Source organism: Lachnoclostridium sp. An131 (assembly GCF_002160825.1).
GTDB lineage: Bacteria > Bacillota > Clostridia > Lachnospirales > Lachnospiraceae > Laedolimicola.
On sequence record NZ_NFLI01000003.1, the window covers coordinates 1 to 14,362 of the forward strand.

13 protein-coding genes are annotated in these 14,362 nt (G+C 52.5%); 1 reads left to right on the plus strand and 12 read right to left on the minus strand.

Translation table 11 applies throughout. The annotated features are described in order from the left end of the window. Positions 1-250 precede the first annotated feature (250 nt). The 5 genes from B5E77_RS16955 to B5E77_RS02795 all read right to left on the minus strand — a co-directional run bounded on the left by B5E77_RS16955 (position 251) and on the right by B5E77_RS02795 (position 2,937). Entirely contained in the window at positions 251-412 is a 162-nt protein-coding gene (locus B5E77_RS16955) for a hypothetical protein (RefSeq protein WP_162609628.1), read from the minus strand. Between the two features lie 136 nt (positions 413-548). Then, positions 549-941 (minus strand): GerW family sporulation protein, encoded by a 393-nt coding sequence (locus B5E77_RS02780; RefSeq protein ID WP_087163885.1) that lies wholly within the window; start codon positions 939-941, stop codon positions 549-551. Between the two features lie 35 nt (positions 942-976). Then, entirely contained in the window at positions 977-1,972 is a 996-nt protein-coding gene (locus tag B5E77_RS02785) for a DUF2953 domain-containing protein (protein WP_087163886.1), read from the minus strand. Next, the gene (locus B5E77_RS02790) at positions 1,973-2,296 is read right to left on the minus strand and encodes a hypothetical protein (protein WP_087163887.1); all 324 of its coding nucleotides are present in this window, start codon (positions 2,294-2,296) and stop codon (positions 1,973-1,975) included. A 188-nt stretch (positions 2,297-2,484) separates the two neighbouring features. After that, the gene (locus B5E77_RS02795; protein WP_087163888.1) at positions 2,485-2,937 is read right to left on the minus strand and encodes an NUDIX hydrolase; all 453 of its coding nucleotides are present in this window, start codon (positions 2,935-2,937) and stop codon (positions 2,485-2,487) included. Positions 2,938-3,346: 409 nt separating this feature from the next. Between B5E77_RS02795 and B5E77_RS02800 the strand changes: the two genes are divergently transcribed. Next, the gene (locus B5E77_RS02800; RefSeq protein WP_087163889.1) at positions 3,347-4,774 is read left to right on the plus strand and encodes a uracil-xanthine permease family protein; all 1,428 of its coding nucleotides are present in this window, start codon (positions 3,347-3,349) and stop codon (positions 4,772-4,774) included. Positions 4,775-4,852: 78 nt separating this feature from the next. Here the strand turns inward: B5E77_RS02800 and B5E77_RS02805 are convergent, their stop codons facing one another. From B5E77_RS02805 to ruvB, 7 genes are all read right to left on the minus strand, one after another. Next, positions 4,853-6,097: a glycoside hydrolase family 3 protein gene (locus tag B5E77_RS02805; protein WP_087163890.1), complete on the minus strand. Its 1,245-nt coding sequence runs from the start codon at positions 6,095-6,097 to the stop codon at positions 4,853-4,855. Then, on the minus strand, positions 6,094-7,356 hold the full coding sequence (locus B5E77_RS02810; protein ID WP_330394597.1) for a cation:proton antiporter: 1,263 nt from the start codon (positions 7,354-7,356) through the stop codon (positions 6,094-6,096). Before B5E77_RS02810 ends, B5E77_RS02805 begins: the two co-directional genes overlap by 4 nt. 51 nt (positions 7,357-7,407) lie before the next feature. Next, a complete protein-coding gene (locus B5E77_RS02815; protein ID WP_242963568.1) occupies positions 7,408-8,805 on the minus strand; it encodes a peptidoglycan D,D-transpeptidase FtsI family protein in 1,398 nt (465 codons plus the stop codon). A 10-nt stretch (positions 8,806-8,815) separates the two neighbouring features. Continuing rightward, complete coding sequence (locus B5E77_RS02820; protein ID WP_087163891.1) at positions 8,816-10,303, minus strand: FtsW/RodA/SpoVE family cell cycle protein; 1,488 nt, start codon at positions 10,301-10,303, stop codon at positions 8,816-8,818. Positions 10,304-10,309: 6 nt separating this feature from the next. Beyond that, on the minus strand, positions 10,310-12,595 hold the full coding sequence (locus tag B5E77_RS02825) for a U32 family peptidase (RefSeq protein ID WP_087164054.1): 2,286 nt from the start codon (positions 12,593-12,595) through the stop codon (positions 10,310-10,312). Positions 12,596-12,704: 109 nt separating this feature from the next. After that, a complete protein-coding gene (locus tag B5E77_RS02830) occupies positions 12,705-13,229 on the minus strand; it encodes a cell division protein ZapA (protein WP_087163892.1) in 525 nt (174 codons plus the stop codon). A gap of 103 nt (positions 13,230-13,332) precedes the next feature. Then, positions 13,333-14,331 (minus strand): Holliday junction branch migration DNA helicase RuvB, encoded by a 999-nt coding sequence (gene ruvB, locus B5E77_RS02835; protein ID WP_087163893.1) that lies wholly within the window; start codon positions 14,329-14,331, stop codon positions 13,333-13,335. Between the last annotated feature and the right edge of the window lie 31 nt (positions 14,332-14,362).

A 14,362-nucleotide genomic window follows, 5' to 3' on the forward strand; every position in this document is an offset into this window, starting at 1 on the left:
GTTCTACAATTTTTACTTTTTCTACTGCATCAATTTTGCTTTTTCTGGACATAAAATACCCCCAAGTAGGTTTTTATATTTTAGTGTCCTACTTGAGGGTATCATATCAATCCGGCATGCGGCTCTGTTTTTTTGTCCAGTCCGGCTTCTATCTCCGGATCCTCTTTGGAACATAAAAAAAAGCCAGAAGCAAAATCACTCCGCTTCCGGCCTGTCTTATCGTTTTTCGTCTTGGAAGAACTATGACTGCCTATTTCCCGCATTTCCCTCCAGAGGAAAACAGATTATATCCCACCAGTATCAGAGAAAAGGCTGCCAGAGCACGGACAAACCAGCCATTGACAGGCATGAAAAACGTGGTCAGAATCCCTACCCCAATCCAGAACATGACAAATCCCAGCAACTGTTTCATAACGGCTCCCGGCTCACAAGCTTCTTACCTTCAGTATATGCCGGAAGCGCAGCTTCAGATACCGGGAATTTCGCAGAGCCCGGCATAAAAAGCCGCTCTGCTGAAGGGAGCTGTCTTCTCCCCTGCCTTTGTGTCCTTACTCTGCCTCCATGGTATCCACAGCATCCTGGATCGCATCCGCCACCGGACTGCTCTCCTTCTTTCCGCCTGCAAACTTATTGACAAAGTCGGGAACCATATCGAGAATCTTCGTCATCGTATCCTGATTCTTGACATTGACCAGCTTCGTTACGCCGCCGGAAATCACAAGGATCGCGCTGGGAGAAATCTTCGCTCCCATACCGCCTCCGGCGTTCTGCTTCTTTTCCCCGGCAAAAGCGCCTGCGCCTACGCCGAAGGATACATCCACCAGCGGCAGGATAATCGTGTCGCCGATCGTCACAGCGTCACCGACTACCGTCTTTGTGGAGATAAAGCTGTCCATTCCCTTAAACAGGGATTCTACCGTTGTATCAAAATTATTATTCATAAGAAAAAGCCTCCTTTAACCTCTCTGATTTCTGTTTAAGCTCTATTTAGTTTTCGATAAACATAACGCACATTTTTATCCCGGAAAAGCCTCCAGGCAATACGCGCCAGAGTCACAAGCCTCAGGCGGCCCCTGAAAAACAGCTCTCCCTCCAGCACCATCTGTTCAAAATCAGGATTTACCTTAACATTATCCATAAAAAGCGGATAGAATATACCGATCGCTCCCAGAATCTGACCGGTCAGGGCCGGATCATCGGTTCCAAAATGGAGCTCTCCCCGGATCTTCCTCGGCAGTGCCTGCCGGGCCAGAATTCCTGCCTGCTTCCACACAAGGCTTACAGCCGCTTTCGTCCTCTCGTCCAGCGCGAAGTCCTTTATCTCCCGGTATCTCTCCGCCATCCGCTTCATTTTACCACAGAAGCGCCGGAATGTACATTTCAGATTTTTTAATTTCTGAAGAATTCCTTTCAGAAACCCCCATACCGCACGCAGGAACCGGAAGAACCGTGAAACAGCGCCGTCCTTTTCTTCTCCAGATTCCTCCTCCAAATCCGGCTGCGCTGCCGGGATCTGCTGCGGCTCTCCAGTCTGGTTTTCCTCTTTCTGAGTCTGCCGGGTCTCACTGCTCCGTTTTTTTTCTTCCCATATGGCTTCTTCCGGAGTGCTCACTGTTTCGGGTGTTGCCTTTTCAGACGTTTCTTTTCCGTTTTTTTCTTTCCCGGGCTTCTCCTTCCGAAGCTCCTCTTCCCCGTCTTCCTTCTCCTCTTCCAGAAGATTCAGCACCGGAAACCCGAGAATCCTAAGTCTGGCGCTCAATTCCCCGTTCTGATAGCTGATTGGAATGCTGATTAGATGGAGCAGCCAGCTAAGCTTTGCTTCCGCCCTGCATTCTCCGCCTTTTTTGATGCCGTAAGCCCTGTAGCGGACCGGCACGAACAGCACCAGCAGAAGGAGAAGAAGGATAAGCCCCAGCAGAACTGCCAAAATAATTCCTATTATCTTTAATATCAGAAACAATACATGCAGCATCTAGTTCTCCTGTCCGCCCTGTCCAAAATACTCCCGCACCCGGAAGGAGCCGGTTTCGCGGTAGATATCCTCCACCATGAGACGCACCATCTCCAGAGCCTCCTCATAACCGGAGGCAATCCCTACAATATAAGGATTCTGGCGGTAAAAGGCCCGTTCCTTCAAATGAGCGGCATGAAAAATATCGAACAGATTTGCCGGGTTGGAAGCCAGCGCGATAAAATAGATAGTGGCCATCCCGGCTCCCCGCTCTGCCTTTCTTATAATCTTTTCCTTTTTTGCAGCCGTTTTATCACTCAGATATAAATGTTCTGCCCACTGCATTCAGATTTTCCTCTTTTCTGCCTCGCCGGCGGACGGCCCGCATGCTCCGGCTCCTTTTCCTTAAGCTGACCGTATGTGCTCCTGCCCGCTGGCCATATCCGCTCTGAACAGAAGAAAAGGCCCTCCGACAGATGCTTCGGATTTTCCCTGCGGAAAACCGCAAAACAGGTGTGAAACGCCTTCCGCTTCTAAAAATACTTCTTACTGCCCCAAAGGTTGCTTTTTTTCAAATCCAGGTACTCATTGTAAGCCCGCTCCAGAATCTGCTTTTCATTCGAAAATTTCAGCAGATGATATGCTTCATGGTACTTATAATAGCCTGAATCCACAAAGTATTCTTCACGCTGTGGTTTGCTGTAATAATTATCCGCCATCATCAGATACCAGTGCACATCCTTTTCTACCGTGTCCTCCGGCACAGAAAAGGAATACTGGCTTTTCCCAATATACTTGATGATGGAAGCCTCTACGCCCGTTTCCTCGCGCACCTCTCTCACTGCCGTGTCCTTAAACTCCTCTCCCGGCTCGACAGTTCCCTTCGGCAGAACCCATCCCTCGTACCGGTTCTTGTAATTTTTGTACAAAAGAAGGATCTTGCCACGAAATATTACCACACCGCCACAACTGGTTGCTTCAATCATTGCAAAACCTCCTGTCCTGGTGTGTTCTGGATATACTTGCATTTAGTATAACTCTTTTCAAATGGTTTGACAAGCCTAAGTTGAGGCAGGCGGCAGCCCCGTAAATGGCAGCCGTGGGCGCCGAAGGGCCGGATTTTCCATATTTCCGCCAGATTATTTCGGTTTTTCTTCTTTTCTTTACTTTATCTTTACAAACACCCCTCAGATATGGTAAAGTAACTCACAGTGAAACCATTTATTTTCTGCGGCATACACTGCCGGAAAATGGTTCCATCCGGGGGAGTACATAGATCCTTTTATGCCTTTCCGCCCTTTCTGGAAGGGTATTTTATTATGCCGCTGCGGCAAAATCACTTCCCCGCGTGAGAGCTCTATGACATATTCTTATTCAGGAAGGGGAAAACACCAAATGAATACCAACTCACAGACGGCTGTGGGCTATCTGCCCGACGAACGGCCTACCTTCATCAAGCTCCTGCTGTATGCCATTCAGCAGGTCATCGTTATGTTTCCTGCTACCGTTACCGTGGCCCTGATCACCGGCTTTCAGGTGTCTACCACCATCTTTGCCAGCGGTCTTGCCACTGTCTGCTTCATTCTGATCACCGGCCGGAAGATTCCCATGTATTACGGTTCTTCCTTTGCCTATCTGACCGCTATCTCCAGCATGGTAGCTGCGGAAGGCACCGCCGAGCAGCTCGCTTCCTTCGAAGCTACGGGAATTCTTCCCACAGAGCTTATCTCCTATGCCCAGTTCGGTATTATTTTATCCGGCTTTGTTTCCATCGCGGCAGGCCTGCTGGTACGCTTCTGCGGACATAAGGCTGTGGAACGTATTCTTCCGGCTTCCATCACAGGTCCGGTCGCCATGATCATTGGCCTGACGCTGGCAGGAAACGCCTTATCAGACGCAGCTCCGCAGGCTGGCGTGGAAGGTACAGCCGGGAGCAGCTGGGTATGGGTTATCTCTCTGATCACACTGCTTTCCACAATCCTTTTCTCGCGCTATCTGAAGGGTGTTCTCGGACAGCTTCCGCTTCTTCTCGGCGCCCTGACAGGCTGCATAGCGGCAGGACTGCTCCTTCTGATCGGCGGACCTGAGATGAGCCTGTTCCGTGAGATGCCTGCCGAGGCTCTGGCAGCCTCCAGCTGGAAGCTCGGAGACGGATCTCTCTTTGCCCTGCCCGCATTTTCACTGCCGAAGGTTTCCTGGGCCGCGGTGGCCGCCATCATGCCTATCGCCATCGCTACCATCCCGGAATCCACCGCCCACATCTATCAGCTGGATATTTATGTGAACGAGCTGTCCCGCAAGAAAAACGGAAAGCATTACGATATGGCCGGTCAGCTTGACAAAAACCTGATTGGAGACGGTATCTGCGATATGATCTCCGCATTCATAGGCGGCCCTGCCGGAACCAATTACGGCGAAAACATCAGTACCATGGCAATCACCAAAATCTTTTCTGTGCCGGTTCTGATGGCAGCAGGAATCATCGCTATGATTGTCTCCATGTTCACGCCGCTCATCCGTATCATTTACGGAATTCCCCTGGCTGTCATCGGCGGACTGGAAATCTACCTTTTCGGCGCCATCGCAGCTCAGGGTATGGCCATCATGATTGACAAAAAGGTGGATATGTTCTCCTCCAAAAACATCGCAGTCATCGCTTCTGTCATGGTCATCGGTATCGGCGGAAACTATGCCTTCGGCGGAAACATTCCCTTCTTCGGGCTGAACGTGCCCTGTATCGCCGGAGCCGCCATTTTCGGCATCCTTCTGAATGCTCTGCTCTCTATCGGCGAGAAAAAGCAGGACGAAAAGACGGAAGCCTAGCTTTTATCTTCTGCATGTGCAGAGGAGGGACCGGAATGATGAACCATCATTCCAGTCCCTCCTCTTCTTTTCTCTTCTCTATTCCTCCATCATTCCCAGCGACAGCTTCAGCTCCAGAATTCTCAAGACAGACTCCTCAATCCGTTCCTCCGTGATCGTCCCGGCCTCCACAGCCGCAATCACAGCCGGAATCTGCGTCTCAAAATCCGTACAGCATATCAGATCATTCCCTGCCTGTACCGCCAGGACAGCTGCGCTGCTGTCATCCGTAAAATCCCGAATCCCGTCCATCGCCAGATCGTCTGTCACAATGACTCCGGAAAAGCCCAGCTCTTCCCGAAGGATCTCATGTACCCGGGCAGACAGAGAAGCCGGACGCTCCCCGTCCATGCAGGAGACAATATTATGGGACACCAGAACCATCTGCGCTCCGCCCTCGATCCCCGCCCGAAACGGCAGAAAATCCGAGGCTTCAAAGACTTCATACGGGCGGCTGTCATAAGCGATTCCTGTATGCGTGTCGGCATTGCTGCCATAACCGGGAAAATGCTTCAGCACACAGGCAACCTTCTGTCCCTCCATGGCTTCTACGACTGTCTTCACATACTCTGCCGTAAGCTCCGCATTCTGTCCAAAGCTGCGCTCATAGATAAAATCCTCCGGGTTTTCCGATACATCACAGACAGGAGCAAAATTTACATTGACGCCCAGGCTTTTCAGCAGCTCACATTTCTCCAGCGTGTCTTCCGCGACAGCCTCGAAGCCTCCCTGCTGATACAGCTCCTGAGATGAGGCAAAGGGCTCGCTCCGAAAGGCAGGATACCGGCTGATTCGTGTTACGGTTCCTCCCTCTTCATCCACGCCGATCAGCATGGGGATCCGTGACACTGCCTGATAAGACTGTATCTCCTCTGCCGCCTGCTCCTTTGTTTTCTCCTCAAAATCCCTGGCAAACAGCAGATAACCACCCGGCTGATACTGCTCTGCCATGGCTGCGGCCTCTTCCTCCGGGCATCTGGCGATAAACATCTGCCCGGCCTTTTCTTCCAGGGACATCCCATCCAGAAGCCTCCGGGCCTCCTGCCGGATGCGTTCCTCCTCCGATACCGTTTCCTCTGATTCTGTTTTTTCTGCCTGGCCCTCCTCCGCATCCGGGCTTTCTGTCTGTTCCTGACCTTTCTCCGCATCCGGACTCTTCAGAATCCACCATGCCGCTCCAGCGGCACATCCAAGGAGAAGCGCTGCCAGCAGAAAAGGAAGGGTCCGCCGTCTCCCTTTTCTCCAGCTGCTCCGCCTGTCCCTGTCTCTGTGACCTTCCTTCATGCTGCGCCTCCCGTTCTTCTCCTGCTCCGCCCTTTCTCAGCCTTTTGAAGCTCTCCAGCCCACTCAAAGCCCTTCTTTGCCATATAGACCGCGATAATCTCGTTGATGACCGCAGCAGCCGCAATCGTTCCCTGAATAAGCACTGCATACTCCGGAGCCGTCCCTTCCAGGACAGAGACTGCAATTCCCGTAAAAATCAGCGAAATACCGGAATGAGGCAGCAGCGTAAAGCCAAGATACCGCCGCACCGTATCCGGTGCGTGCGTAATGACCGCTCCAAGCCAGGCGCCGCCGTATTTCCCAATTGCCCGGGAGAGGATATAAACCGCCGTATAAAGTCCTGCTCCAAATACCAGATGATAATCCAGAGGCGCGCCCAGATTCAAAATTACGACAATCAGCGCTCCGCCGATAATAGGATTCATGACTTCCATAATCTCCCGGCGCTGCTCTCCGTTTATCAAATTGGAATAAACGGTAGAAAAGGCCATGCCAAGCAGCATAAAATTCATGACCTGCACAGGCAGCAGGCTGTCCACCAGAAAGCCGGCTCCGGTCACTGCCAGAAGCATAAGAACCGTTACCAGAATTTCGCCCTGCCTGCTGTGTATCAGCCGGAGAAGAAGACCGCCCGCCAGGCCGCCCGCCGCTCCGATAAAAAGCGGAAGCAAAACCACGACAATCACTGCAGCAACCGGAATTTCCTGTGCAGAGGAGGATACCGTCACAAAAGCCATGACAAGGAAAAAGACGACCGCTCCTACCATGTCGTCCAGCACTGCCATCGGAATCAGCGTCCGCGTGACCGGACCCGAGGTCTTAAATTCATTTACAATCGACAGCGAAGGCGCAGGCGCCGTGGCCAGCGCAATGCCGCCGAAAAGAAAGGCCAGATAAACCGGTATGCCGGTGGCCCAGAAGATCATCCCAAACGCAAGGCTGACCACAAAAAAGGTTCCAAGAGACTCCGCCACGGTCATGACCAGAAGCTGGCCTCCTGTCCTCTTCATATTTCCCAAGATCAGCTCTGTGCCGATCATCATGCCGGCGGTACACTCCATCAGCCCTTCCACGGCGCTGTACCACCTGGCGTCCATCATTCTCTCGCTCAAAAGCCCAACCGCATGCGGGCCCAGTACCATTCCCGCGATCAGCCATCCCAGGATGGCCGGAAGGCGGAACCTGGCCACCAGCCTGCCTGTCAGAAATGCAAGGGCAATCACTGCCGCCAGCCTAATCAGTCCCGCGAACATGTCCATCTGTTATTCCACCTCTTTCGTGTTCCATGTAACTTTGTTTCCCTCATTTCATTACTGCCAAAGGGAATTCTGCTGTGCATACCATACAGAGAAGATCTGTTTTGCGATCGGAACTGCATATTCGCTTCCAGACCCCTTTTCCTCTACCAGCACGCAGACTACGATATCCGAGTCTCCGGTATCCGAAAAGCCTGCGAACCAGGCATGGCTCTTGCTCTTATCACTGCTGTACTCGGCGGTTCCGGTCTTGCCGGCGATAGAAAAGCCCAGATCATTCAGGCTTCTGGCAGTCCCATCCTCTACAACCGCTTTCATATATTCCGTCAGTGCCTCTGCTTCTTCCGCCGTCATCACCTCACCATACCTCGTCGGGCTGTAGGTGTCCACGGTATTTCCGCTGTAGCTCTCCACATGATCGAGCACATACGGCTCCATCAGCACGCCGTCGTTGGCAATGCTCTCCACAATCATCGCCATATGAAGCGGAGAAACCACCGTCTCTCCCTGTCCGATAGCCGTCATCATGCGCTCCGCCGGCGTTGAACCGTCCTCCAAAGCAAAGGAGCTCCTGGAATACGTCAGATCAAAGGGCAGCTCTGAATTGAACAGCAGGCTTTCACAGGTATCCGCCAGCCTTGTCTCATCCAGAGAGAGGCCAATAGACGCAAAGGCGGAATTACAGGAGCGCGCAAAGGCTTCCGTCAAATCCTCCTGTCCATGCACAGTGCCTCCGTAACAGTTAATCGTATAGTTGCCTTCTGTCAGGCTTCCGCGGCACTGGAAGCTGAAATCCGCATAATCCGGATTTTCCCGCATATATTCCAGCAGCGTCACAATCTTAAAGGTAGAGCCAGGCGGATAAAGCCCCTGGGCAGCCCGGTTATACAGCGCGCTGTCTGTATCGTCCTCCGCTGTCAGAGCATCCCAGTCCTCGTTAATCGTTCCCGGGTCAAAGTCCGGCTTCGATACCATAGCCAGAACCTTTCCCGTCTCAGCCTCCAGCACCACGACCGCTCCTCTGCTGTTTCCCAGGGCAGAATATGCCGTCTGCTGCAGTTCTACATTCAGCGTGGTCACTACGTTATTTCCCTGATCCTTCTGCTGATTGATGTCATTCTGAATCTGCTCGACTGTGGAGATATCAGAAGTCAGCAGGCTGAAATTGGCCAGATTCTCGATTCCGGTCCGTCCACGGTCTGAATACCCGACCACATGGGCAAATACATTTGCATAAGGATAGACCCTCGTCTCTGTTCCGTCCTCCGCAACCTTCGTCTCCGCAAGGACTGTGCCGTCATCGGCCAGGATACTGCCCCGGATCACCTTTTCCGCAAAGGCGTCCTGTCTGGAATTGTAGGGATTGTTGATCACATCCTCGCTGAGTATGGACTCAAAATACACAAAATACCCTATCATCAGCGTAAACAATCCGATAAACAGATAAGTCACAACTGCAAGCTCATGGTTTTTCTTCCCTCCGGCCTTGTTTGGGCTTATGCTGCTCCCGCTCTGCTTTTCGGCGCTTTTGCTGTCCTGCCCCTGTCCTGCCCGTTCCGGACTGTTTTTCTTCTGCCTCTGCTTTTTTTGCTTTTCTGGCTTTTGCCCGCTGTCTGGCAGCCCGTTCCCGTTCTTTCTCAATCTCTAACTCCTCGTCTTCCTTCAAAAGATACATGCCCTGAATAATCGCAAACATAATTACGCTGGAAACAATCGAGCTTCCTCCGTAGCTCACAAGAGGCAGCGTCACGCCTGTGGATGGAATAAAGCGTATGGCTCCTCCTATCGTCAGAAATACCTGGAAGCCGTACAGGGTTCCAAAGCCCAGAGCCGTATATTTGTAAAAGCTCTTCTTAATCTGCATCGCAATATTGATAAACATGATAAAACAGCTCATGCAGATCAAAATCAGGCAGATAGCAAAGATTCCTCCCATCTCCTCAGAAATCGCCGAAAAGACAAAATCCTCTTCCACCACGGGGATTTTATTCGGCATCCCCTGCCCGAGACCCATGCCAAGCCACCCGCCCGTACCGATGGCAAACAGGGACTGTGCGATCTGATATCCCTCATTTTCGATGACGCTGAAAGGATCTGTCCATGCCAGCACACGGACACGCACATGATAAAAGAGCTGATAGCCCACAAAGGCTGCGGCCACGCCAGCTCCCAGGCCGCTCAGAAAATAAAGCTTCTTTTTTGTGGCTACATACAGCATCACCAGATAGGTGACAAAAAACAGAAGTGCTCCGCCCAGATCCGTGGAAAACACGAGAACCAGCACATGGAGAGCAGCCAGCACCGTCGTAAGCACCACATCCTTGAATTCCGTACTTCCAGCCAGCCTTGCCGCCACAAAAAAGACGAAGGTCAGCTTTACGACCTCTGTAGGCTGAAAGCTGAAATCTCCGAGAACCAGCGACAGATTTGCGCCGGAATCCTCTTCTCCCACAAAAGTCACCGCAAGAAGCAAAAGAAGGCCGGCAATTCCATACAGCCAGGGAATCCGCTGCAAAAACGCACATTTACGGATCAGCACCGGCACTACCAGCGACAGAAGCAGAGCTCCCGCCGCGATCTGAAACTGCCGGACCGCCTTGTCAAAATTGAGGCGGGTCAGAATCACAAAACCGACCGCCAGGAGAAAACACATATTATTCAGCACCAGCCTGTTGATCTGCGGATAGATCAGCCTGGTAAACACCAGCACTGCCTGCAGCAGAAACACCTGCAGCAGATAAAAGATCAGGATTTCCGTCTGCCAGCTCTGAATAAAAATGATACCGAAAGCGAGCAAATGTATCAGAAATATGATCAGAATCTGCACCTTCCAGCCATGATTGATCGCCTCCTGATCCTTCTTTCTCAGCACAGAGAAGCACAGAAAGGTATACATCGCTATTAAGATGATAAAAACGTATCTGGATAATTCCACAATCAAGTCAATCATATGGCTTTACTGAACTCCCCGTTTTAAATGTCCCTTCGTATAACCGGAAACAGGCCTCCCGCTTTCCCCATTATGAAAGAAAACCCGCACAAAATCCGAAAGGATCCGGCGCGTCTGCTCCCTGCCTTCCATGGTAAAGCAAAGCCTCAGGCCTTCCGGAGAAAGCCTTTCCACCTCTTCCCTGCTGTAGAGAAGAGAAAGCGGCTCACAGTTATATATAATATTATAACAGTAACGGCAGTAATTCACTACCGGAAATTCCTTTTGATAGCGGTCTGCCAGTGTACGCCGCACTTCCCGCCCGTCACATTTTTCCAGATTTTTGTGAATACAGCCCGCAGTCGTCATCAACGGCAGATAGCCGTAGGCAATCAGCTCGCTGCCCCTGCAGCCGCGCCTTGCAAGCTCCTTTGCATTAAGCTCCAGTGGCAGGGTATCGCGCAGTACTCCCTGTTCCTTCCAGAACTCCTGCGCCCTCCTGTTCCAGCTGTAGACATTGTGATCGGCAATCACGGGAAGCTTCAGGCCGCTTTCTCTTAAAAATCCGATTTCATCCAGGTTCTTCACGACCACTGCGTCAAGCCCTGCCGCCTTCAGCAGTTCCAGCCTTTCCAGAAAATAATTTCTGGCTCTCAGCCGAAACACAGCCGGAAGAACCAGCGCGCATTCCTTTCCCGCCCCATGGCAGGCCGCCGCATATTCTCCAAGCCTTTCAAGCTCTGTCTTTTCGCTTGTCAGATAGACGCTTTTCACCTCCGGAACCTTCAGAACCTCCTGCAGAAGCTCTGGATTTTCCAGCTGAACCCGCAAAACGGGGCTGTGCATTCCTTCCGATGCCGGATCCTCTTCCGCTTTTCTTCCGGTCTCCGGATTTTCTCCGGCTGCAGAAGCTCCGCTCTGCGCTGTCACCAGGAAAGTGGAAGTCTTTTCTTCCCCTGCGTCTGGCTGTATCTTACGGAAGCCCTTCTGAACATAGGCTTTCTCCAGCTTCTCCAGCGCTTCACGCCGCATCCGGTTCAGCTCGCCTACCGGGCAGAAGACCTCTCCGTCCAGCTCAATCTCCAGCTGTTCAAACTCGAAGGGAGTGCCGCCTGTCTTGCGAAGCTGCTTTTCCAGATCCATGCGCGTCACAGGGCGGTTCTGAGCCTTTTGGGCTGCTTCTCCCTGCACACGGATCTCGATTTCCTTATACTTTACCACAAATTCCGTGGGGAATTCCGTAGAAATTCTGAAAATTCCCTGAATTTTTTCTTTCCGGTCCTTTTCCAGGTACTCCTCATGCAGCCGCGCAAGGAGGGCTTCATACTCCTGCTTCTGCCTGATTTCCCGCTTTCCCTTCCCCTCAAAATGGCCGGGTCTTGAAAGAGACATCATTTCCCTTCCGCCCTGTCCCTGATAATAGCCCCGGGAAAACCCTCCACGGTTATAAAGCGCCTGAAGCTCGGCATAGTCCTGCTTCTCCACATGATAACGCTCTTTTCCAAACTCCAGGTACTGATCGAGATATTTCCGGTAAATGCGGACCACTCCCGCCGTATATTCAGGACGCTTCATGCGTCCCTCAATCTTCAGAGAACAGACTCCTGCTTCCAGGATCTGAGGAAGAATCTCTATCGTGCACATATCCTTCGGGCTCAGCAGATAGCTTTCCTTCGGACTGCTCAGCACCCGGCTTCCGTCCTTCCACTGGTAAGGAAGGCGGCAGGGCTGCGCGCAGCGGCCCCTGTTTCCGCTGCGTCCGCCCAGCATGCTGCTGAACAGGCACTGCCCGGAATAACAATAGCAAAGCGCCCCATGCACAAAGCTTTCGATCTCTATCTCTACCGTCTCATGGATTCTGCGGATCTCTTCCAGTGAAAGCTCCCTTGCAGTCACCACCCGGGCCGCTCCCTGCTCTTTCAGAAAGGCTGCGCCGTCTGCGCCCAGCACTGTCATCTGGGTGCTGGCGTGAAGCGGAAGATCCGGAAACGTCTCCTTCAGATAGGAAAAAACGCCCAGATCCTGCACGATTACACCGTCCAGTCCGCTCTCATAGTAAGGTCTCAGGTAGGCTCCCAGATCCTCCAGCTCCTCATCCTTTAAAAGCGTATTGACAGTCAGATAAAGATCACAGCCATGCAGATGCGCGAACCGGATCGCCTCGCACAGCCCCTTTTCATCCGGATTATCCGCATATGCCCTGGCCCCAAACCGGCTCCCGCCGATATAGACCGCGTCTGCGCCTGCATTCACTGCCGCCCTCAGGCTGTCAAAGGAGCCGGCCGGCGCCAGAAGCTCTGTCTGATGTCTCATAATCGTATTTCCGCCTTTCCATAGCATAAAGAAGGCGTCAAAGCCATAATATGCATCTGACGCCCTGTCCTTCGGGCCAGGTTCCAAAAAAGCTGCTATCTGAAACCTCTTATCCCTGTCTTGTATTTTGATTATTTCCGCTGCCGTATGGATTGTTCCTGCGGCCGGAAGCATGGCTCTGCCGGGGCTGGCTCTGCTGCCGCGCCTGCTGGGGCTGTACCGTTCCCGGAGCCGGAGAAGCACCCGGGCCTCCGGTCTCCTCAGCGCTTCCGGCCTCCGGCTTCGTACTCTGATCCAGCAGCGCCTCCAGCTCCTTCTTCTGATTCTCCAGAGCCAGCTGCGCTTCTATCAAATCATGGCGGACGCCATAAAGCTCCCGCTCCTTCTTTTCCAGGTCTGCAGTCAGCTTATCCGCCTGGCGCTTGGCCTTGAAAAAGTCATCGGCGAGATTCATGTTCAGAAGAAGCTGCTTCTGATCTGTATTCTGTTTCCGGTAGCCATCCATGCTCTGGAGCTCTGCCATTTTGTCATTCAGATAAACGGCAATCTGGTGCAGATACTCCGGGCTCTCATAGCCGCTGATTTTATACACTCTGCCGGCGATTACAACCTCCGCCACATTTTTCACAGCCATACTGTTCACATCCTTTTATACCTATCGACATTATACCATGTCCTCTGGACATGGCCCCTCCGGGGGATTCCAGATATAATGTCTAGCGACATTATATCATAATTCATCCGCCCTGTACAACTCCGAGATGATGATATCCCAGCTCAGTGACGACTCTTCCCCGGGGTGTCCGGTTGATGAAGCCCCGTTTGATGAGATAGGGCTCATAGACGTCCTCTATAGTCCCCGCGTCTTCTCCGATGGCTGCCGCCAGCGTATCCAGTCCCACCGGGCCGCCGGTAAATTTTTCAATCATCGTATTCAGGATCAGGCGGTCGGTCTGGTCCAGGCCGTACCGGTCCACCTCCAGAAGATCGAGGGCAAAATCGGCAATTTTTGCCGTAATCCTTCCGTCGTATTTTACCTGTGCGAAATCACGCACCCGCTTCAAAAGGCGGTTCGCCAGGCGCGGCGTTCCCCTGGAACGCCTGGCAATCTCCAGGGCTCCCTGGGGCTCAATCTCCACATCCAGCACCTCAGCTGAGCGCTGCACGATGGTCTGCAGCTCATCCTCCGTATAAAATTCCAGGTGGTGCACCACCCCAAAACGGTCACGCAGAGGCGCGGTCAGAAGGCCTGCCCTTGTGGTCGCGCCAATCAGGGTAAAATGCGGCAGATCCAGGCGGATCGACCGGGCGGAGGCTCCCTTTCCAATCACAATATCGATGGCAAAATCCTCCATAGCCGGGTAAAGCACCTCTTCCACCTGCCTGTTCAGCCTGTGAATCTCGTCCACAAACAGAACATCTCCCTCGGAGAGATTGTTGAGTATCGCCGCAATCTCCCCCGGCTTCTCGATCGCCGGCCCGGAGGTCACCTTCATGCGGACCCCCATCTCATTTGCTATGATCCCCGCAAGGGTCGTCTTTCCAAGCCCCGGCGGCCCATAGAAAAGCACATGATCCAGGGCTTCCCCCCGGGCCTTCGCAGCCTCAATATAGACTTTCAGGTTCTCCTTGGCCTTCTCCTGTCCAATATATTCCTCCAGCGTCTGAGGACGCAGGCTGTATTCTGTGCGGATGTCTTCTTCCTGAATTTCTGTTGTAATAATCCGTTTTCCCATGTTCTGTCACTCCTAAAAGCACAGCGCTCCA

What these genes read in the sequence shown, in the direction of transcription:
- B5E77_RS02780 (WP_087163885.1), bottom strand. Translation starts at nt 941, where the DNA reads ATGAATAATAATTTTGATACAACGGTAGAATCCCTGTTTAAGGGAATG.
- B5E77_RS02790 (WP_087163887.1), bottom strand. Translation starts at nt 2,296, where the DNA reads ATGCAGTGGGCAGAACATTTATATCTGAGTGATAAAACGGCTGCAAAA.
- B5E77_RS02800 (WP_087163889.1), top strand. Translation starts at nt 3,347, where the DNA reads ATGAATACCAACTCACAGACGGCTGTGGGCTATCTGCCCGACGAACGG.
- B5E77_RS02830 (WP_087163892.1), bottom strand. Translation starts at nt 13,229, where the DNA reads ATGGCTGTGAAAAATGTGGCGGAGGTTGTAATCGCCGGCAGAGTGTAT.
- B5E77_RS16955 (WP_162609628.1), bottom strand. Translation starts at nt 412, where the DNA reads ATGAAACAGTTGCTGGGATTTGTCATGTTCTGGATTGGGGTAGGGATT.
- B5E77_RS02785 (WP_087163886.1), bottom strand. Translation starts at nt 1,972, where the DNA reads ATGCTGCATGTATTGTTTCTGATATTAAAGATAATAGGAATTATTTTG.
- B5E77_RS02810 (WP_330394597.1), bottom strand. Translation starts at nt 7,356, where the DNA reads ATGGACATGTTCGCGGGACTGATTAGGCTGGCGGCAGTGATTGCCCTT.
- B5E77_RS02820 (WP_087163891.1), bottom strand. Translation starts at nt 10,303, where the DNA reads ATGATTGACTTGATTGTGGAATTATCCAGATACGTTTTTATCATCTTA.
- B5E77_RS02805 (WP_087163890.1), bottom strand. Translation starts at nt 6,097, where the DNA reads ATGAAGGAAGGTCACAGAGACAGGGACAGGCGGAGCAGCTGGAGAAAA.
- B5E77_RS02825 (WP_087164054.1), bottom strand. Translation starts at nt 12,595, where the DNA reads ATGAGACATCAGACAGAGCTTCTGGCGCCGGCCGGCTCCTTTGACAGC.
- B5E77_RS02795 (WP_087163888.1), bottom strand. Translation starts at nt 2,937, where the DNA reads ATGATTGAAGCAACCAGTTGTGGCGGTGTGGTAATATTTCGTGGCAAG.
- ruvB (WP_087163893.1), bottom strand. Translation starts at nt 14,331, where the DNA reads ATGGGAAAACGGATTATTACAACAGAAATTCAGGAAGAAGACATCCGC.